The 19,388-nt window shown below is 35.8% G+C and carries 19 protein-coding genes and 1 other annotated feature (1 of these 20 cut by a window edge); of the genes, 6 read left to right on the plus strand and 13 right to left on the minus strand.

The genetic code is table 11. From position 1 onward, the window contains the following. Positions 1–112 (minus strand) — a binding site (T-box leader) (it extends 92 nt beyond the left edge of the window). A 42-nt stretch (positions 113–154) separates the two neighbouring features. The 5 genes from tsaD to IGK54_RS09655 form a co-directional block, all read right to left on the minus strand. Next, entirely contained in the window at positions 155–1,201 is a 1,047-nt protein-coding gene (gene tsaD, locus IGK54_RS09635; RefSeq protein ID WP_002388334.1) for a tRNA (adenosine(37)-N6)-threonylcarbamoyltransferase complex transferase subunit TsaD, read from the minus strand. After that, positions 1,198–1,662 carry a ribosomal protein S18-alanine N-acetyltransferase gene (gene rimI / locus IGK54_RS09640; RefSeq protein WP_016634865.1) on the minus strand — a complete coding sequence of 155 codons (465 nt, stop codon included), beginning with the start codon at positions 1,660–1,662 and terminating at the stop codon, positions 1,198–1,200. The genes tsaD and rimI (IGK54_RS09640) overlap by 4 nt, the downstream gene beginning before the upstream one ends. Before the next feature lie 7 nt (positions 1,663–1,669). Further along, positions 1,670–2,224 carry a ribosomal protein S18-alanine N-acetyltransferase gene (gene rimI, locus IGK54_RS09645; protein ID WP_002387121.1) on the minus strand — a complete coding sequence of 185 codons (555 nt, stop codon included), beginning with the start codon at positions 2,222–2,224 and terminating at the stop codon, positions 1,670–1,672. Beyond that, positions 2,196–2,915 carry a tRNA (adenosine(37)-N6)-threonylcarbamoyltransferase complex dimerization subunit type 1 TsaB gene (gene tsaB, locus IGK54_RS09650; RefSeq protein WP_202522636.1) on the minus strand — a complete coding sequence of 240 codons (720 nt, stop codon included), beginning with the start codon at positions 2,913–2,915 and terminating at the stop codon, positions 2,196–2,198. The genes rimI (IGK54_RS09645) and tsaB overlap by 29 nt, the downstream gene beginning before the upstream one ends. Positions 2,916–3,030: 115 nt before the next feature. Further along, positions 3,031–5,073: a penicillin-binding transpeptidase domain-containing protein gene (locus IGK54_RS09655; protein ID WP_142957032.1), complete on the minus strand. Its 2,043-nt coding sequence runs from the start codon at positions 5,071–5,073 to the stop codon at positions 3,031–3,033. Between the two features lie 207 nt (positions 5,074–5,280). Between IGK54_RS09655 and IGK54_RS09660 the strand changes: the two genes are divergently transcribed. From IGK54_RS09660 to IGK54_RS09685, 6 genes are all read left to right on the plus strand, one after another. After that, positions 5,281–6,513, plus strand: a complete 1,233-nt coding sequence (locus IGK54_RS09660; protein ID WP_002356656.1) for an SPFH domain-containing protein — start codon at positions 5,281–5,283, stop codon at positions 6,511–6,513. Positions 6,514–6,616: 103 nt separating this feature from the next. Then, positions 6,617–7,762, plus strand: a complete 1,146-nt coding sequence (locus IGK54_RS09665) for a TFIIB-type zinc ribbon-containing protein (protein ID WP_142957033.1) — start codon at positions 6,617–6,619, stop codon at positions 7,760–7,762. Continuing rightward, on the plus strand, positions 7,759–8,568 hold the full coding sequence (locus IGK54_RS09670; protein WP_002359694.1) for a TPM domain-containing protein: 810 nt from the start codon (positions 7,759–7,761) through the stop codon (positions 8,566–8,568). Before IGK54_RS09665 ends, IGK54_RS09670 begins: the two co-directional genes overlap by 4 nt. A gap of 222 nt (positions 8,569–8,790) precedes the next feature. After that, positions 8,791–9,342 carry a DUF5067 domain-containing protein gene (locus IGK54_RS09675; protein WP_010783600.1) on the plus strand — a complete coding sequence of 184 codons (552 nt, stop codon included), beginning with the start codon at positions 8,791–8,793 and terminating at the stop codon, positions 9,340–9,342. A gap of 101 nt (positions 9,343–9,443) precedes the next feature. Then, complete coding sequence (locus IGK54_RS09680; protein WP_142957034.1) at positions 9,444–10,193, plus strand: DUF4428 domain-containing protein; 750 nt, start codon at positions 9,444–9,446, stop codon at positions 10,191–10,193. Between the two features lie 143 nt (positions 10,194–10,336). Beyond that, the gene (locus IGK54_RS09685) at positions 10,337–10,555 is read left to right on the plus strand and encodes an SHOCT domain-containing protein (protein WP_340139837.1); all 219 of its coding nucleotides are present in this window, start codon (positions 10,337–10,339) and stop codon (positions 10,553–10,555) included. A gap of 23 nt (positions 10,556–10,578) precedes the next feature. Here the strand turns inward: IGK54_RS09685 and IGK54_RS09690 are convergent, their stop codons facing one another. The 8 genes from IGK54_RS09690 to murB all read right to left on the minus strand — a co-directional run bounded on the left by IGK54_RS09690 (position 10,579) and on the right by murB (position 19,334). Beyond that, entirely contained in the window at positions 10,579–11,310 is a 732-nt protein-coding gene (locus IGK54_RS09690; protein ID WP_002390007.1) for an HAD family hydrolase, read from the minus strand. Positions 11,311–11,457: 147 nt separating this feature from the next. Next, positions 11,458–11,685, minus strand: coding sequence for a hypothetical protein (locus tag IGK54_RS09695; protein WP_002362220.1), 228 nt, complete (start codon positions 11,683–11,685; stop codon positions 11,458–11,460). Between the two features lie 87 nt (positions 11,686–11,772). After that, the gene (locus IGK54_RS09700) at positions 11,773–12,423 is read right to left on the minus strand and encodes a diphthine--ammonia ligase (protein ID WP_002368939.1); all 651 of its coding nucleotides are present in this window, start codon (positions 12,421–12,423) and stop codon (positions 11,773–11,775) included. A 662-nt stretch (positions 12,424–13,085) separates the two neighbouring features. Continuing rightward, the gene (locus IGK54_RS09705) at positions 13,086–13,898 is read right to left on the minus strand and encodes an ABC transporter permease (RefSeq protein WP_002362627.1); all 813 of its coding nucleotides are present in this window, start codon (positions 13,896–13,898) and stop codon (positions 13,086–13,088) included. Further along, positions 13,898–15,283, minus strand: a complete 1,386-nt coding sequence (locus tag IGK54_RS09710) for an ATP-binding cassette domain-containing protein (RefSeq protein ID WP_002397124.1) — start codon at positions 15,281–15,283, stop codon at positions 13,898–13,900. Before IGK54_RS09710 ends, IGK54_RS09705 begins: the two co-directional genes overlap by 1 nt. Next, entirely contained in the window at positions 15,267–16,406 is a 1,140-nt protein-coding gene (gene glf, locus IGK54_RS09715) for a UDP-galactopyranose mutase (protein ID WP_010825432.1), read from the minus strand. Before glf ends, IGK54_RS09710 begins: the two co-directional genes overlap by 17 nt. A 58-nt stretch (positions 16,407–16,464) precedes the next feature. Then, entirely contained in the window at positions 16,465–16,863 is a 399-nt protein-coding gene (cpsH, locus tag IGK54_RS09720) for a lipoprotein CpsH (RefSeq protein WP_002387128.1), read from the minus strand. A 17-nt stretch (positions 16,864–16,880) separates the two neighbouring features. Further along, the gene (gene murB / locus IGK54_RS09725; protein WP_016627369.1) at positions 16,881–19,334 is read right to left on the minus strand and encodes a UDP-N-acetylmuramate dehydrogenase; all 2,454 of its coding nucleotides are present in this window, start codon (positions 19,332–19,334) and stop codon (positions 16,881–16,883) included. Positions 19,335–19,388 lie beyond the last annotated feature (54 nt).

Genomic DNA, 19,388 nt, shown 5'->3' on the forward strand with positions numbered 1-19,388 from the left:
TTCAGCAGAATTCTAAAAGTGCGCTTCCTCATTCCGATCACTCTTGGCTCCCACCTTCCCAAGATCGCTAAGCTGACGTTGAAATAAGTACTCTCTTTATCATCGAATGTCATTGTTAAACTGGCTTCATTATAGCAAATTTTTGTCTAGCTGGCTAGCCTTCTTCACTAATTGTCATAAAACTAACGCCAGGTTCTGCATTTAAGTTATACGAAGCAAAATGATTCTTTTCAGCTTCGATAAAGGCGGCAGCGCCAATCATCGCCGCGTTATCCCCACAAAGTTTTAATGGCGGAATAAGTAATGTCACTTCTGGTAATTGTTCACTGATTGCATGTCTCATTGCTTCTCGTAATCCTTGATTCGCAGCAACGCCCCCAGCGATTAGCAATTGCTTAACAGGATATTCTTGACAAGCACGAATGGTTTTAGTCACTAATACTTCTACCACACTCGCCTGAAAACTTGCGGCTAAATCCTTTGTAGACAGTGCTTCACCACGTTGCTCTGCATTATGAACCGTGTTAATAAACGCACTTTTCAAACCACTAAAGCTAAAGTCATAGTTATCCTCTTTTAGCATCGCCCTTGGAAATTGATAGGTATCTGTGCCTTCATGGGCCAAAGCATCAATCTCTTTGCCACTAGGATAAGGCAACCCTAACACCCGTCCGACTTTATCATACGCTTCACCAGCTGCATCATCACGTGTTTCACCAACAATTTCGAAAGAGCCATCTTCTTTCATGTAGACCAATTCCGTATGTCCTCCACTAACGAGTAAGGCCATCAATGGAAATTCGAGCGGTGCCACAAAACGGGCAGCATAAATGTGCCCAGCCATATGATTGACTGGAATAAGTGGTAATTGGTGCGCCCAAGCAAATGCTTTTGCTGCAGAAAGTCCTATTAATAAAGCACCGACTAACCCAGGCCCATAGGTCACAGCAACGCCACTAAGCTCTTCTGGTGTGACTTTTGCTTCTGTTAATGCTTCTTCAATACAGATTGTCACTTGTTCAACATGATGACGACTCGCAACTTCTGGAACGACTCCACCAAAACGTTGATGGCTCTTAATTTGCGAAGCTACGATATTGGAAAGAATTTTGTCGCCATCTTCAATGACAGCCACACTTGTTTCATCACAGCTACTTTCCACAGCTAATAATAATTTACGTTCTTTTGTAAAAATTGTCATTGGGCTTCCTTCCTTAATTTCGCACACATTACAAAGGCATTTTCTTGAGGTTCTTTATAATAATTTTTTCGAACAGCTACTTTCCGAAAACCTGTTTTCTCATAAAGTTTTTGAGCTAGTGTATTCGATTCTCTGACCTCTAAGAAAATTTGTGTAATGTCACGACTTTTAACATATTCTTTAAAAGCTTTCATTAACTGACAACCAATTCCTTGGTGTTGTTTCTGACCATTCACAACAACGTGACTAATTTCTGCTTCATCTAAAATAAAATGATAGGCAATATAACCTAACCACTGGCCATTTTCAACTAAAAAAAGATATTCGCTATTTTCCTGTGCAAAATCTTCCTCGAATTGTGTTTCTGTCCAAGGAGAGCCAGTTGTATAAGAAGAATTACTAAAACGCCATAATTCTTCACCAATATTTGCTACAGATATTTCTTTTTTTGTTACTAACATTTTTTCTTCACTCTTCTTTTAAATCAATTATCATTTCTAGTGCGTCTTCATTATTTTCGTCATAATAGCCTTTTTTCACCGTTTGTGAGACAAAGCCAATTTTCCGATATAAACGTTGGGCTTTAACATTACTCATTCGTACTTCTAGCGATAAGGTTTCACAACGATTTTTCTTGGCAAAAATTCGCGTTTCTTCTATTAAAGAACGACCTAAACCTAAGCCTTGGTATGCTGTATGGACAGCGACATTCGTAATGTGTGCATCCGTTCCTTGAATCCGACAACCAATAAAGCCAACTGTTTTTCCGTTAATTGCCGCTAACAAATAGAGATGCGGCGCTTTTGAGCCAAGTTCTGCCATGAAAGCAGACATCGTCCAAGGAAGTTCCCCAGCGTAAACTTCACGTTCAATTGCTAGTAAATCCTTAATATCTTGGTAGGTGATTTCACGCAATTGAAATTCTTGCTGGTTCATTGCAATGGTTTTAGTTATATACCGTTGCCGTCTTTTTGTAAAGTATTTTGTCACAAAATTAAAGTTTTTCCACATAGCTTTCTCCATTAGGCGTGTGTGTCTTCAACCAATTTTCTTCCGCTTCTACTTTTTTCAAATACGCAGGTAAGAACCCATGAACATTTTCAACAGGTTCAGCCACACTACCTAACGCAGCCAAAACTGCAGCATTAGGAATTTGCCATTGCGGGACATCACAAATTTCTCCATGAGGAATGATTTGAGCTATTTCTTCAGTGAATTTTTCAACATCTTCACCAACAAAAAAAAGATTTGGTTCATTTTTTAGTTGTTCTAATAACTCCCGCAGGGAAATATGTTGGTCCGGTAACTCATTTTGCCACACGCCATTGACAAACCGATAAGCACCAGCATAGACGTTTTTACGACGCGCATCAAAAAGAGGCACAATTAAACCAGTTTGTCCAACACAATTGGCAGCTAACGTTTGTAGACTGGAAATGCCTACTAGCTCTTTCTTTAAAGTATAGGCCAATGTTTTGGCAGTCGTCACGCCTAAACGTAAGCCAGTGTATGATCCAGGTCCTTCTGCTACGACAAAACGATCAATTGCCGTTGGCACCAAGTTCAATTGACTCATCAAATAGTCAATTGCTGGCATTAATGTTAAGCTATGATTTCTTTTAACCGTTGCTGTATAACTTCCCAGAATTTTTTGATTTTCACACACAGCAATACTCAATGTTTGGTTAGATGTATCTATTGCTAAAATTCGCACACGAATCCCTTTCCTTCTACAATTTAGTCGCTTCATTGTAGCACACTTTCCTTTTTCTAAAAAGGGAAAACGAGGTTTCTTTTTACAGAAACCTCGTTTCGTTCATTTTCTCTTTTTATTTAATGGTTGCTTCTAAGTAATCAATTAATGGTTTACTGATATCTGTTGCAGAACCATTTTCTCCTGAATTTTCAACCATAATCATTGTTAAGAATTTATTGTTACTACGATCTAACGTTAGAAGGAAACTGTTTTCTTTGCCATCTGTATCTTGTTTATCTTTTATTTCAGCTGTTCCAGTTTTAGCAGCCAATGAGAAGTTCGGATTGTACATATTATAAACATAACCTGAAGGATCTTCCACACTACCTAAAAGATCTGTGGCAATTGTATTCGCTGCGTTGGCGCTGATTACATTGTCTTTTTTCTTCGTTTCTTTGTCTAAAACTAGTTTTGGATAGACTAATGTTCCATTATTTTGGAAAACACTATACATGGTAGCTTGCTGGATTGGCGAAATTAACAATTGACCTTGACCATAGCCCGTATCTGCTAAAAGAATTTCAGAATTAAATTTATCTTCATTTGAAATTTGAGCAGGCGTCATGGCAATTGGTAAATCTAGTTCCTCACCGAAAATGAATTTATTAAGACCCGCTCTAAATTTGTCTTCTCCCATCCGTAATGTTTGTTGGGCAAAATAAATATTATCTGAATTAACTAAAGCGGTACGCAGATTGACTGGACTTGCTTCTTTTACACGTGTCGCAAAATAGCCGCCCCAAGATTTATCTTTTTGCCATTTCAAGCCATTAATTTCTAGATCTTCATCTGGCTTCAATGTCCCTGCATCTAAACCAATGGCACCGGTAATTGTTTTAAAGGTAGAGCCTGGTGCATAGCCTGTCGCAAAACGTGCTGTGAATGGTAAATCTTTGTTGTTATTGTAAGCATCATATTCTTTTTGAGAAATACCATTGGCCATTTTATTAGGATCATACGAAGGTGAACTAACCGTTGCTAATAAATCGCCTTTTTGAGGATCGGTAATGACCGCACTACCAGGGCGTTTGTCAAATATAGCGAAGGCTTGTTGTTGTACGCCACTGTCAATCGTTAATTTAATCGTTTGACCATCTTTTTTCTCTTTGGTTTGTAAAGCTTTTTTGACATTCTCTTTGTCATCTAAAATAACTAGTGAGCCACCATCTTGCCCTCTTAATTCTTTATCAAACGCTCGTTCTAAGCCAGTTTTACCAATTACGCCCGTACTACTTAACTCTGGATTTTTTTCAATATCTTCTGCAGTAATGGTGCCCGTATACCCGATTAATTGCGCAGCTGCTTCCCCCAGCGGATAATAACGTGACTCTGTATCTTTTGTCGCAGCCCCTGTTGGTAATTCTGTCACTGGTTCAGAAGCGACTGTGATTGGTACAAAGGAGTCTGCTTGGACCCACCCTTGGCTTAACTTTTGATTGATTTCATCAACAGAAACGCCGAACTTATCACTAAAAGCTTTGATATTGGCTGTTTTTTCTGCGCCAGAACCGAGTTTGCCAGGCACTACGCCCACTTCGTCAAACACTTTGTTAATTGCTAGCCCACTACCATTACGATCGACAATTTCTCCACGTTTGGCATTATCTACTTGAATCGAAATTTTATCATTTCCTGACATATCTGGAAAAATTAAAGACGGCTTCCAAGCGATTTGGTAGGTATCGCCTTTCTTGGCGATACTTGATTGATAAGACAAATCTTTCATTTCGCCTAAAGGCGTGCTCATCGATAATTTATAGGTAAATGTGTATTGATTGTCTTTCGCCTTTTTGACTTGAACATCACTAGCTTTGACTCCTTCTGCTTGAATCCCTGAATAAATTGCTTGGTATTTTTCAACAACAGATTTAGTATCATAGCCATTTTTCTTTAAGCTAGCTTCTTGAACAACGGACGGTAACTTATCAAATTCCTGTTTTGACAATACGTTTAAAAATGTAGTAGCTGTTTTCTTCGCTTCGGCTAATTCTTGTTTGGCTTGCCATTGACTATAAGCATAATACCCGCCACCGGCAGCAGCGATTAGAACCAAGGCAGAAACACCAAGAATAAGTGGTTTTTTTGAAGATTTTTTATTACGATTGCTTCGTTCCATTCAATAATCCCCTAACTATATAATATGTCTTTTCTTCTATTATACGTAACTTTTTTTAAAATGCTTGTGTTTCACCTATACTTTTTTTAATTTCTTAATAAAGTTTGATCAATTTTTTCCATTTCATCAGGCTTTCGTTGGATTTCTCTGCATTCATTGTGTGGTATACTAGCTGTAACAATTAGTTTTTTATTAGGAGGAATGAACATGGGACTTATTAAAGCAGCAACAAGTTCAGTTGGCGGTGGCTTGGCCGATCAATGGCTAGAGGTTATTGAACCTGATAATATGGGGGACACAACCGTCATGACAAAAGGTGTTTTTGTGCGTAAAGATGATAAACGTGGTTCTAATCGTAAAGGAACGGACGATGTTTTAACAGATGGTTCTGTTGTACATGTCTATCCCAACATGATGATGCTTCTTGTCGATGGGGGCAAAATCATCGATTACACTGCTGAAGAAGGCTATTATACAGTCAAAAATGATTCTGCGCCTTCAATGTTTAACGGTTCTTTAAAAGATGCGATTGCAGAGACCTTCAGTCGTTTCAAATTTGGTGGCGTAACTCCACAAAAACAACAAGTTTTTTATATTAACTTGCAAGAAATTAAAGGCATTAAATTTGGAACACCTGCGCCATTAAACTATTTTGATAATTTTTATAATGCCGAACTTTTCTTACGTGCACACGGAAATTACTCAATTAAAATTACAGATCCTTTGCTATTTTATACTAATGCGATTCCTAAAAATCAAACGCAAGTAGATATTAATGATATTAATGAACAATATTTGGCAGAGTTCATTACAGCATTGCAAGCAGCAATCAATCAAATGTCTGCTGATGGACAACGTATTTCTTATGTTCCCTCAAAAAGTGTTGAATTAAGTAAATATATGCAAACTGCGCTTGACGAGGATTGGCGCACCAATCGCGGCATGGAAATTGTTTCTGTAGCAGTTGCGAGCATTTCTTATACAGATGATTCAACAAAATTAATCAACATGCGAAATGAAGGTGCTATGCTCAGCGATCCAGGTGTTCGCGAAGGCTATGTTCAAGGTTCCTTGGCTCGTGGTATGGAGGCTGCTGGTAAAAATGAAGGTGGCGCTATGAGCGGCTTTATGGGCGTTGGTATGGGCATGAATGCGAATGGCAACTACTTTGCGCAAGCATCTCAAACAAACCAACAACAAATGCAAGAAAAACAAAACCAGCAAAATGCACAAGGGGCTACAGACACTTGGACTTGCCCACAATGTGGGACTGAAAACACTGGGAAGTTTTGTTCAAACTGTGGTACACCAAAACCAACAAACGAAAAACCAAAATTAGAAATGAAATGTAGTGAATGTAGCGAAATTGTTGACTTAAGTAATGGTATTCCTAAGTTCTGTCCACATTGTGGTAAACCATTCCAAGGGGTTCCTTTATAAGCAAGTAGTGAACAATTAAAGAAAAGGGTCAGGCACAAGTCTACCCTTTTTCTTTGAATCAGATTCCTGTTATTTACTCACTCTATTAGAAAGGACGGTTGCAATGGAAACAACATTTACCCATAAATGCCCCAACTGTGGCGGCCCGCTCTTATTTAATCCCAAAGATCAAAAATTTCATTGTGAATATTGTTTAAATATTTACACGGAAGAAGAAGTGACTCGTTATGAGCAACAGCAACATGAGGCGCATTTAGAGAATCCCTCAACAACGACTGCCGAGGAAAATTTGACTTTCACGGCGGAAGAAGAATCCTCCGCTACGCAACAAACAGAGACCACTGAGAATGAAGCAACTGCAGATGCAGGCACAATGGAAATTTTTAATTGTCCAAGCTGTGGCGCTCAAATTGTCACCGATGCAACAACGGCAGCCACATACTGTTATTATTGCCATAATCCAGTTGTCTTGGCTGGTCGATTAAGTGGCGAATTTTTACCAGAAAACGTCTTACCCTTTACAATTGAAAAAGACGAAGCGATTGAAAAATTTCTCGCTTGGACCAAGAAAAAATGGTTCATTCCCCGAGATTTTTTCAGCAAAAATCAAATCGATAAATTAACTGGGGTTTACTTCCCCTATTGGGTCATTGATGCAGAAGTCGACGGACAACTGCAAGCTACTGGCACAAGTATTCGCATTTGGCGCGTAGGTGATATTGAATACACCGAAACAAAACGTTTCAATGTGGGACGTTCAGGAAAATTATCGTTTAAAGAATTAGTTAAAAATGCCTTGTCAAAAAACGTCCAACAAAAAATGGTGGAAGGCGTTCAACCATTTTTAATTGATCAAGCAGTGCCTTTCAAAAGCCAATACCTAGCAGGTTTCCAAGCAGAAAAACGCGATATTGAATATGAAGCAATCAAAAAACACGTCCAACAAGAATTACAAGATTATTCGGAATCATTGTTACGGGACTCTGCTTCTGGTTATACTACGTTGACAAATGTTCGCACGGATATTTCTCTAAACCAAGAAAATAATCACTATATGCTTTTGCCAATTTGGTTAGTCACCTATCGCAGTCAGGAACAATCAAAAAAAGTTTATTATTATGCCATGAATGGACAAACAGGTAAAGTAAGCGGTGTGCTTCCAATTAGTTACACCCGTTTAGGACTAGCAACGTTAGGCATTTTCGCTGGACTCTTAGCACTCTTTTTATTAGGAGGTTATTTCCTATGAAAAAACGACTTTTACCTATTTTTTTCCTAATACTTCTTACCTTTGGCCTTGCCCTACCCGTTTCGGCGGCTGAAAATTCAATTGATGATGGCGCACAATTACTGACACCTGATCAAATCAACCAACTAAAGCAAGAGATACAACCTTTAGAAGAAAAAACAAAAGCCTCTGTCTTTATTGTGACCACAAATAATAATACCTATGGCGATGAACAAGAATATGCAGATCATTATCTTTTAAATAAAGTTGGCAAGGATCAAAATGCGATTCTTTTTCTCATTGATATGGACTTACGGAAAGTCTACATCTCTACTTCTGGAAACATGATTGATTATATGACGGATGCACGAATTGATGATACCTTAGATAAAGTAATGGATGGGATGAGTCAAGGAAATTATTTTGCGGCTGCTCAAACCTTTGTTCAGGAAACTCAAGCATTTGTTGACAAAGGGGTTCCTGGGGGTCACTATCGTGTGGACAGCGAAACAGGTAAAATCACTCGTTATAAAGTCATTACCCCGCTGGAAATGGTAATTGCTTTTGCTGCTGCTCTGATACTCAGTTTGGTCTTCTTAGGCATCAATATTTCTAAATACCAATTAAAATTTTCAAGTTATCAATATCCTTTTAGGGAAAAAACAACTTTAAACTTAACCTCCCGCACAGATCAGTTAACCAACTCTTTCATCACTACGCGTCGTATTCCTAAAAACAATGGCGGCAGTGGCGGAATGGGCGGTGGTGGTAGCACCACCCACTCAACTGGCGGCGGCACATTCGGTGGCGGCGGTCGAAGTTTTTAGATTTTTTATCTTTTTTAATTATTTCATAAAAATAATGGTGTTATTTTTATGAAATAATGATAAAATAAGTATACTGTGATGTGTTATTTTTACACATGGCGGTATACTTATTTTCATTTAAACTAAGTGATTTGTAGTCCAAAGTTATTTAATTGGGGATTGTTTTCAACTATTTAGTAAGCGCTACAAATCATTAACTAAACTATGGGAGGGAAAGTGAAAATGAAAAAATTTTCTATGTTAGGATTAGTTTTAATTAGTACTCTGATTTTAGGTGCATGTGGTTCTGGAACAAACAACACTAATAAAACTAAAAAAACCTCAAGTACTGCTACCGCAACAACTGAAACAAAAGCTAAAGAAGATAAAGGGACTTATAAAGATCGAACATTGACTGTTCCTGATGGTGTATTAAAAATCACCGAATTCCAAAAAGGTACAAGTTTCGATGGTAAACCAATCTTTTATGTACTATTTGATTTGACTAATAACACTAAGGAAGCACAAGATGTACAAATGTTATACTCTAGTTTTGTTAGCGTATCACAAAATACCGGCGATACAACAGAAGATTTAACTTATGGAATTGTTAATGATTCTCCGATTAAAGATAGAATTGACATGTTAAATAAAAAAGTTAATCCTGGCGCAACTGTCCAAGCAGCATACCCTTATGAATTTGCTGATGAAACAAAACCTGTAACTTTTACTTTCAGAGACAGTATGTTCAGCATGGGAGATCCTATCGCTGTTGAAGAAATTACAATTAAATAGTCTGTAAGCAAGTAGGCACTTAGTTCTACTTGCTTTTTTGGTTTGTTCTTCATAGAGTTGAATGGTAAAATTAATTTATCTTAACAAAAAGGAGTCATCCCATGAAAAGTATGTGCGAACTGTGTGATCTAAATCCTGGTAAAATCATCACCTTTGATAATCACGGTATCTGTAAACATTGTGCAGAACATTTAGAGTTAAAACCAAAAGAAATTAAAGATCGAACAATGGAAAGTATTATAAAACGTCAAGAAGAAATTATAAAAAAGGATCAAGCAATGCAAGCAAAGGGAAATTTATGTTATCTTTGCGAAGAGGAAACTGGCAAGTACTTTACGAGTGATTTTTATCGCGTAGGAAAAAGCTGTTTAAAAAAACTCAAAGTATCCACTTGGTCCGTTGATAAAAAAAGTTTAGCTGATTTACAACAAATGCAAGAGTTAATAAACAAGCAGTCTGAAATCGCAAAAGCAAATGAAAAAAATGCTGAAGTTTATGGAAATCTATGTGCTCTTTGTCAGGATAATAAAGGAAAATATTTAACTTCAGATAATTACCAAATCTGTAAGAAATGTGCAGGTCAACTCGGTGTCCAGGGACAAGGATATACCCAAATTTGGACATTGACGGATTTAAGAAATGTCCAAGAAGACAACCGGCTATTCAATCCTACAACAACTATTGCTGGCTCGATTGAATTCGATGAACCTGAAAAAAAATTTCGACTGGTTGGTTCATCAAAAATTTTGCCAGTAAGCATTATCGCTGATTACAAAATTTTAGAGAAAAAAATACCCATTTCACCGAAGAAAACGTACCTTATGATCGCGTCAGTAGTGTCTATATTTTGATTAATCTAGATGATTTGCAACGCCCAACCATCACTATTTCCTTTTTAAAGACACTTAGTGAGCAAACCACTGAATTTGATCGTCAATTAGCGATCGATAGAGCCCGTTTCAACGCCGAACGAGCCCTTTCATCATTAGACACTATTGTTCGTCGAATAAAAGAAAAAGAAATACCAACTCCTATAAAGAGTGATAAAAACCAACCGATTGAACCAAAACTATCTGATTCACAAAAAAACTCATCTAGCACTATTGAAGACGTAATGGCTGAGTTAAGAAATTTAAAAATGTTAGTTGATGAAGGAATTCTAACAGAAGAAGAATTTCAACAAAAGAAACGGCAATTGCTTCAATTAGATTAATAAAAAAATCCTGAAAAGACTCGTCATCTTTTCAGGATTTTTTTCTTCTTGGTATTTTCCCATAATTCTTGATAAGGTATTTCATGGATATCACGAAAATAAGCTACTTCAAACTTTTCAAAATCAGTTGACTGGCAGTTGCCGGTTAAAACACCAATTCCTGCTTTGCCATGACACGTTCCCATGAAAACATCCACGAGCGAATCACCTACCATAATTACTTCTGTCGCCTTCAATTGACATGACTGACAAAAGGCTTGGAGCATGTCCGCATCTGGTTTCGGTAAGTAACGATCTCCTGTCGCAATAAAATCAAACATTTCTGTTAAACCAAGATATTCCATAATCAACATAGTCGCTGGCAAAGTATCTGAAGTTGCTAATCCAATTTTATAGTTTTTCCGTTTTAGCTCAAGAAATAACTGTTTTAAATCACCAATTGGTTCAATCTTTTTCAGATTTTTTCGTAAATAATCATAAAAAAATTGCTCCAGCCATCGACTGCTGATTCCCTGTTCGACTAATTCCTCAAATTGCGCCAATTCCTGATACAGTTCCTGATAAAGGACTTCATCAAGTAAATGTTTTTGCAAAAAACGTTGCTCCTGAATAGCTAATATCTTTTTTATTTCTGCTGAATGATGAGGGGCTAACATACTTAGTGTTTCAAAACAAGCTTGCAAACCTGCTTGCCAAAGAGTGTCAAAACGAATACACGTACCATCTTTATCAAATAAAATTCCTCGATTTTCCATGAAAGAACACCTCAAAACGTTTGCTTTGCTTCCTATTTGTTTCTTCAAGTATACTAATCATTTATTTGATTTTGATATTCTTTTTGTATCATTTGTGTAAAAAAATATAAAAAAACAACGAATTTAGAAAAATTCGTTGCTTTTTTATTAATCAATCACTTTTTTCACTTTGAATTCTTTTGTTTCAGCAGATGGTTCTGTTTGATCAGCTAATTCAAATAAAATATGGGTACCATTTTCTTCATCTTCAACGATAATCAGTTTTCCTGGAATCTTTCGAGTATCTTTCGCAATTTGGGCTTCTTTAATTAATTCTTTTTGATCTCTTTTTGAAGCAAGGGCATTTCCTAAATTAAAAAAGACAGTTTCTTCCATAATTAACCACTCACTTTCTCTACTTTTCTTAAGTTAATTATAGCATATCGCTAGAAAAAGTGGCAGCTTGTGTCCTTTTACTTTCATTTAAGCATCAATAATCAAGGAATAAGCATAAGGACTTTCATAAATTCCTGAAGCATAATAATGGAGCCTCTTTTTAAATAGCGGGCCGTCAATTACCAACGTATGGTACTCCCCGTTTTCTCCGCAAATATCTAATTGATGCTCTTTAAGATACGTGATAAATGTTTCATTTAACGGTTCTCCTAAAAATTTTATTGGAATACCTGCCTCTTTGCTGACCGTTTTGATAATTGCTGTGTACCCTTTTGCCAAGAATTCTTTGACAAGTGCTTCGCGATTCTCCTGCCAAAGAGGTAATTGTGGCTCAAGCCCAGCACTTAATGCAACTTGGCGATCCCAAGCACCATTTTGTTCAATATCTATATCGCCAAAACAAACCGTTTCTGCACCCAATTTTTTAGTTTCATGCAGTGCCTCAACCACTTTTTCTGTGTAATTTGTTTCATTGTTATGTGATATAACAAGTGGTAAATCTAACGCTTCAGCCGCTGCTTCTAAGACGGAGATTGGTATCCCGTGAAACCAAGAACGATTAATTTCATCACTTAGTGTTGTCACTAACGCTACTGGCTGATTTCCTGCTTGTATTAATCGATCCATCGCCAATAAACAATCTTTACCAGAGCTATAACTTAAACAAAATTTTTTCATAAACGTTCCCTCTTTTCTCTATGACTATACCTCAAAACAATACATCCGTATACATATTTATTATTTAAGTATAACTAATACTGAATAGTTATTTGAATCAAAACATGGTATAAAATAGAGGTAAAGCAAGCTTTATTCACTTCTTTATATCTCTTTTCAACGGATGATCAGCTGGCGGAAACCAGCTGATCTTTTTTTCAAAAAACACAGCTATCTTTTGCAGTTTTCTTTTCCTCATGTTATAAAGAGATAGTAGGAAGCATTTATTCACTTCTTTACAAATCTATCTTAATCTTAGACAGTCGGCGGAAAACGGCTGTCTATTTATCTGGAAAAATTATGAACTCGTCAGCTAGTGGTCAGTTGACGAGTTTTATGTTATAATAATTAGAACACGAAAAATATTTTTAAACGAACCATTCAATTGTTTTGATGATTTTATTCAAAACTGGCGTGTCTAGAGAGATACAAGGATGTATTAGAGGTAGGGAATACATCGCTTAAATGAAAAATACTTGAATACTAGAAATAGTCTGATCCAACTTTAAAATAATAATATTGATTCGTTAGATAGCCTTCTCTTTAAAGAGAAGGCTATTGTCAATTAAAGAGTAAAACCACCGTATTCTTGTCAGTATACGGTGGTTTTACTTCTTCATATATTACATATAATCAACAAATTTACTTCTGAACTTAACATGTAAATGAGCTCCTACGATAAATATTACTAATGTTGTTAGCCAAAAAACAACAAGCTGGGGCTTATCTTCAAAAAACCATCTTTTATAGAAAAATGTATCTCGAAATCCATTAATAATATATGCGTAAGGATTCAACATAAGAATTTTTGATAACCAAGACGGTAAATTCTTTGTACTCAAATCCCAAAAGACCCCTGACATATACATTAATACTTGGATAATAGAATTCAAGAAAATTTGATAATCCCTAATTAATGCAGCAATCGTTGAATTAATTAGACTAAAACTATATAAAAAGATAATCATCGCTACAATATAGTAAGGTAGCTGAATCCAATAAATAGAAATCTTTTCACCTGTCGAGATTGACACAATCGCTGCTAACGTAGTGAATGCAAAATAACTTGGTAACTCAGAAAATATTTTAACCATTGGCAAAATACTTATTGGAAACTTCATTCTAGAGACCATGCCAACTTGCATATAAACAGAACTAGAAGCTTGTTTTGTTACTGTACTTAAAAAAATCCATGTACTTAATCCTACCATCAACCAAGCAATATAGGATACTCCTCCTTTTACGGTTCGAGCACCACCAAGGGCAATCCCAAAAGCAAAATAATAGACACCTAACTGAATTAAAGGACTTAAAATTTGCCATAAATTTCCTAAGATGTGGCTTTGATATAATGCTTTATTACTGTATTTAGCAATTCGTTGTGCAACGCCTAAGTATGAAAACTGTTCCGCTAAAATTAATTTTACCTCGCGCATTATTCAGTCACCTCTTTCAATTTCAACACTTGTCCAGGATAAATAGGTACCTCAATGATTTCTGGATTCAAAGTTTGAAGTTGTTCTATAGTGAGTCCGTGATTTTCAGCAATCAAACTGACTGAATCTCCAACTTCCACAGTATACGTTGACACAGCTTGTTCGCTATTATTATTTTCTGGTACGTTCGTTGGGCTAGGCTGAACTTCCTCCTGCTGCCTAGATTCTTTTGTTGAAGCTGGTTTAGTTTTAGTCGTTTTCACAGCGTTTGTATCCTTCCCTGCTACTTTCTCAGGAACAAATATACGTTGAATTGTTTCCGCTGGATGAATGAAAGCTGTTGTTAATGAAATACCTTTTACAAAGGTAAGACTTACATAAAAAATCATACAAAGTAGCAAAATTAACAAGCTCTTCGTACCAAGAGTCATTTTATCTCCAATTTTATTTTTAGTAGTAAATTTAATGACTTCTTTAGTCGTCCGGCGACTGCCTACTTGTTGATTGGCTTTTTCAAGAATTGTTTCTTGAAGTTGTTCCAAAGAAAAATTTCTCTGTTTGGCCTTGCCATCTCTCTGATACGATTCTTTTTGCGGTTCAGTGAAATGATTATAACGGTGCAAGAAAGCACGATATTCCTTTAAAATATGCTTAGTTTCACCAAATGCACGTAGGTCACCATAATGCATCCAAGCTACACGATCACAAATTTGCTCTACTTGTTGAATAGAATGAGAGACAAAAAAGATAGTTTTGCCTTGCTCTTTAAATGCAAGCATTTTTTTTAAGCCTTTATTATAGAAGGTTTGATCTCCTACAGATAACGCTTCATCGATTACTAAAATATCTGGATTTTGATGAACCGCAATTGAAAAACCAAGCTTAGCACGCATACCGCTAGAATAAGTTTTAACAGGCTGGTCGATAAAAACGCCTAATTCTGAGAATTCAATAATATCATCGATTTTGGCATCAATTTCTTTATTCTTTTCCCCCAACATTAAACATTTCATTCGAATGTTTTCTCGTCCTGTTAAATTATTATTTAGTCCTGCACCAATCGAAATAATTGAAACTTCACCATTTATTTCAAGTTCTCCTGACGTTTGAGGGGTGATGCCTGAAATAATATTTGATAAAGTGGATTTGCCTGAACCATTTAAACCAATAATACCAATTGTTTCTCCAGAATATACGTCGAGGCTAACACCTTTTAACGCCCAAAATGTGGGAACTTTGTTTTGAAAAATACTAAAAAGTGTCTTCAATTTGTCAATACGTGTTTGCGCTAAACTGTATTCTTTGGTAAGTAATTTTGTTCTAACTTTCAGTTCTTTTTCCATTTGTTCCTCCGAGTCTAACCGTTCACTAGTTGGCCATTTCACCAAATTCTTTAGCGACTGCTTTCAAAGCTGCTCCGAAAACTTGGTCCATATCATAGTATTGATAATTGGCTAAACGTCCACCAAAAATAACTTTTTCTTGAGCGTTTGCTTTTTCTTTGTATTTTCTAAACAAAAGTGAATTTTTCTCATCATTAACAGGATAATAGGCTTCTTTTGAACGATCCCAATCTTGCGGGTATTCTTTCGTCAAAATCGTTTTGTTTTCATCGGCCTGTTGATCAAAATGTCGCCATTCCATTATCCGTGTATAGGGAGTTTCCGCATCTGTATAATTAATTACGGCATTACCTTGTGCATTGTTTGAATCTACTGTTTCATTTTCAAAACGTACTGAACGATATTCTAGTTCGCCATAAGAATAATCAAAGAATGCATCAATCATCCCTGTATAAACAATTTTTGGAAACTCTGATAAGTAAGTTTCTTTCTCTGCCAAAAAGTCTTTATTCAATTGAATATCAATTAATTCACTCTCTAACAATTTATCAAACATAGCTGTATAACCGTCGACAGGTACGCCTTGATAGCGATGGTTAAAGTAATTATTATCAAAAGTAAAACGAGTTGGCAAACGACGAATAATAAAACTTGGTAATTCCGTAGCCTTACGTCCCCACTGTTTTTCTGTGTAGCCTTTAATTAATTTTTCATAGATGTCCGTTCCTATCAAACGAATCGCTTGTTCTTCTAAATTTTTTGGAGCTCCTTTAATCCCTGCTGCCTCCCGCTGCTCTGAAATTTTTGCTTGTGCTTCAGCTGGCGTTTTTACCCCCCACATTTGGTAGAACGTGTTCATATTGAATGGCAGGTTGTAGAGCTCTCCTTTGTAATTAGCCACTACTTGATTGATATAGCCATTGAATTCCGTCAATTGATTAACATAAGACCATACTTCTTTATTGTCAGTATGAAAAATATGGGCACCATAGTCATGGACATTAATCCCGTTTTCTTTATGTGTATACATATTGCCACCAATATGAGTACGTTTCTCAATAACTAATACTTTTTTTCCTCGTTTAGCTGCTTCACAAGCAAACGTTGCCCCAAAAGGTCCCGAACCAACAATTAAATAGTCATAATTTTTCGTATTGTATTTCATTTACTAACTTCTCCTAACAAAGTTACTTTCAATTTATTTCAAACACCAAATGCATTATTTATTTCTTCACTAGAGTAGCCAATACTTTTTTCCCAACGCCTTCTTTTGTGTAAGAATATAAGTTGATTTTTTCGTTATCTTTTTCTATTTTATAAACTACAAGTGATTTCAAATTTTTTCCCTTTAAAATCACAATATTATCATTTGTAGTGGAAACATCATAAATACGTTTGCCATCCAATGTCCACACATTATCTTTAACAACTAATGTTTTCCAATCCCAATTAGCTGTTACTTGATACTCTCCATTTGTAATCAAAGGTTGTTCTGAGTTAGTACTTTTGGAAATAGTTGTCTCTTGGTTTTCTGAATATTTTTTACTGATGTAATATCCTGACCAAAAACCACAACCGATACCAATTGCTAAAGACACAATTATTGTGATTATTTTCTTCATGTCACACACTCCCCTGTTTATTTAAAAGTTAAACTTGCTTCCCACATATTTGCACCTAAAATTCTCACTTCTGGTTTTAATAAAAATCCAGAAAATTCATAAACTTTTGCAATAATTAAATAAATTAATGCTTCATAGTCTTGAGCAGAGGCTTGTTCAACATTGATAAAGAAACCTGGATGTTTTTCAGATACTTTTACCCCACCAATTCTAGTACCAACTAAGCCAGCTTGTTGAATTAATCGAGGTGCCCGTCCCCAAGTAAAAGTTGACCCATGATTTGGATGTGTTAGTGGGTGCATCCTTTCTCTAATTTCGACAGTTCCTACCATGTCATTTACCATATTTTCTAAATTACCTTCTGAAATCTGTAATTTAGTTTCTAAAATAATCCACTCAGGATGATCCATAAATGAACTATAGCGATGACTAAATTGAACATCTTCTTTATTTAAAACTTTAATTTCTCCATTTTCATCTACAATCGTAGCTTCAAGAAACATACTATTAATATCCTTAACTGTCCCAGCATTCATATAAACTGCGCCACCAATGGTTCCTGGAATATTATCTGCCCATTCTAAACCGCATTTCAAGTGTTCTAGTAGATAATAAGATGTTTCAATTAAACTTGCACCTGCCGAAACTGTTAAAACATTCCCCGTAATTTTACGATAATTCAAGGCAGTCATATTTAAAGTAATCCCACGGATACCACCATCACGGACTAAAATATTTGAACCTTTACCGATAACAGTTAAAGGAATCTGATTATTTTTAGCATATTTTACAATTAAAGCAACTTCTTCTATCGTTTTTGGAAAAATTAAAAGGTCTGCTGGACCACCAACAAAATTCGAAGCATATTCTTTTAATTCACGACCTACAAATAACTCTAAATCTGGTAATTCTTCTAAAAGATCTTGTTTCCACGAACGAATTCTCTCATTTTGCACAATTTTCATAATTAATTGTTTTCTTGTTAAAAGATTCTCGGGAATTGCTAATGCTTTTTTTTCTGTGCCTTGTTTCGGTTTAGGCTTAGGTTTTTGTATCGGATGCAAATACATAACATGTTCGATTTTTTCATCTTTCACATATTTACCGACGATTCTAAAAGGACTGAACGTTTCCTTTCCCTTAAACTTTTCACGATTAAATCTTGTAGTGACTTCACGATGATTATTCATAAAAATTAATTCTTTATCTGTTAGCTTCCAAAAGCTTTCATTAGGATTGGAATTTTTTATCGTACCATTTGGCGATAAAACAATTGCTTCGGAAATCGGAACAGTTGTTTTAGCTCGATAAAAATCCAAAGGTTTATTGATAATATATCGTCTAAATTCATCATATACTTCGTCTTCATCTGGGCTAAATTTACTTGTCAACGCATCGGTTAACCACTTATCTGAAATCTCTTTTTCTCTAGCAATCTTTCCAGCGGTCTTTTGATAGTCAAGTGCTAAACTAATATTTTTATTTTCTTCAATTTCTTGTTTTGTGTTTTGCTCATAGACACGTCTAGTTTCGCCAAGCTCAAACAGGTTCATCAAGCTATTAAAGCGGTCAATTCCACGTTGTTCATTATAAAAAATTGAAAACGGTTTTTGGAAAATAGTCGCAAAAACAGTGCCATGAAACGAATCAGTAATAATATATTTTGCTTCTCGATAAACAGATAAGAAATTTTCTGGTGTATCTTCAGAAACATATTCTACTGTATTAGGAAACGTTTTTTTCGCTAGTTCACGTCCTTTTAAAGGATTAGGCAAGACCACTAATTTCAGTCCCAATTTTTCTGCGATCGCTAGTGCTACACGAACTTTTTCCTTGTTAATATCCAAGAAAAAGACAGCCATATAATCTCCTGATTCTTGTCGTTTAAACGTAGCTTGATCAGCTAAAGAATCATATTCACTTCTTTCAACAAGATAGGTTGGATCCAAAGCCTGAATAACTTCTTCTTGAAAAATATCTTTCATAATTTGTACAGAAAAATCTTCTCTCATAGAAACATGATTAAACTGTGTAATATCTTTTTTGCGGTTTGCAACCCATTTGGGATCATATTTACTTGTATCTGCTTTTCCTAATGAAACAGAATAAGCAATTGTTTTATTACGAGGATAAACAAAATCTAAGAAATCATCGTCGTCTACCCAACCATTCCACGGATTCCACATTTGATCAGAGCCTAAAATAAAGGTATCTAGATTTTCTAAATCGTTCAATGTCGGTAACGTTTCTTTTGTTAATTGCTCAGTATAGGGCATATTATTTTTCTTAAAAAAATTATACGCTAAAGGCATCCATGCTCGAAAGTTACTTCTGTTTTTATAACCTAGTGGTCCATCAATCATTACCGTCTCGTACCCTTTATTCTGTACATATTTGTTTAGAGCATAGTATGTTAAGATTGATCCATAATTTTGGTTATACCACCAGCCCATAATTGCTGCTTTTTTCATTTTTCCGCTCCTACTTTCTCTGTTAATTACTTATTATTCGTTCATGTTTAAGAA

The sequence above is a fragment of the Enterococcus sp. DIV2384 genome (assembly GCF_050534975.1).
Lineage (GTDB): Bacteria > Bacillota > Bacilli > Lactobacillales > Enterococcaceae > Enterococcus > Enterococcus faecalis.

Excerpts from the sequence above, each read along its gene's own strand:
- tsaD (WP_002388334.1), bottom strand. The coding sequence starts at position 1,201 with ATGACAATTTTTACAAAAGAACGTAAATTATTATTAGCTGTGGAAAGT.
- rimI (WP_016634865.1), bottom strand. The coding sequence starts at position 1,662 with ATGTTAGTAACAAAAAAAGAAATATCTGTAGCAAATATTGGTGAAGAA.
- rimI (WP_002387121.1), bottom strand. The coding sequence starts at position 2,224 with ATGGAGAAAGCTATGTGGAAAAACTTTAATTTTGTGACAAAATACTTT.
- IGK54_RS09655 (WP_142957032.1), bottom strand. The coding sequence starts at position 5,073 with ATGGAACGAAGCAATCGTAATAAAAAATCTTCAAAAAAACCACTTATT.
- IGK54_RS09660 (WP_002356656.1), top strand. The coding sequence starts at position 5,281 with ATGGGACTTATTAAAGCAGCAACAAGTTCAGTTGGCGGTGGCTTGGCC.
- IGK54_RS09665 (WP_142957033.1), top strand. The coding sequence starts at position 6,617 with ATGGAAACAACATTTACCCATAAATGCCCCAACTGTGGCGGCCCGCTC.
- IGK54_RS09670 (WP_002359694.1), top strand. The coding sequence starts at position 7,759 with ATGAAAAAACGACTTTTACCTATTTTTTTCCTAATACTTCTTACCTTT.
- IGK54_RS09675 (WP_010783600.1), top strand. The coding sequence starts at position 8,791 with ATGAAAAAATTTTCTATGTTAGGATTAGTTTTAATTAGTACTCTGATT.
- IGK54_RS09680 (WP_142957034.1), top strand. The coding sequence starts at position 9,444 with ATGAAAAGTATGTGCGAACTGTGTGATCTAAATCCTGGTAAAATCATC.
- IGK54_RS09690 (WP_002390007.1), bottom strand. The coding sequence starts at position 11,310 with ATGGAAAATCGAGGAATTTTATTTGATAAAGATGGTACGTGTATTCGT.
- IGK54_RS09695 (WP_002362220.1), bottom strand. The coding sequence starts at position 11,685 with ATGGAAGAAACTGTCTTTTTTAATTTAGGAAATGCCCTTGCTTCAAAA.
- IGK54_RS09700 (WP_002368939.1), bottom strand. The coding sequence starts at position 12,423 with ATGAAAAAATTTTGTTTAAGTTATAGCTCTGGTAAAGATTGTTTATTG.
- IGK54_RS09705 (WP_002362627.1), bottom strand. The coding sequence starts at position 13,898 with ATGCGCGAGGTAAAATTAATTTTAGCGGAACAGTTTTCATACTTAGGC.
- glf (WP_010825432.1), bottom strand. The coding sequence starts at position 16,406 with ATGAAATACAATACGAAAAATTATGACTATTTAATTGTTGGTTCGGGA.
- cpsH (WP_002387128.1), bottom strand. The coding sequence starts at position 16,863 with ATGAAGAAAATAATCACAATAATTGTGTCTTTAGCAATTGGTATCGGT.
- murB (WP_016627369.1), bottom strand. The coding sequence starts at position 19,334 with ATGAAAAAAGCAGCAATTATGGGCTGGTGGTATAACCAAAATTATGGA.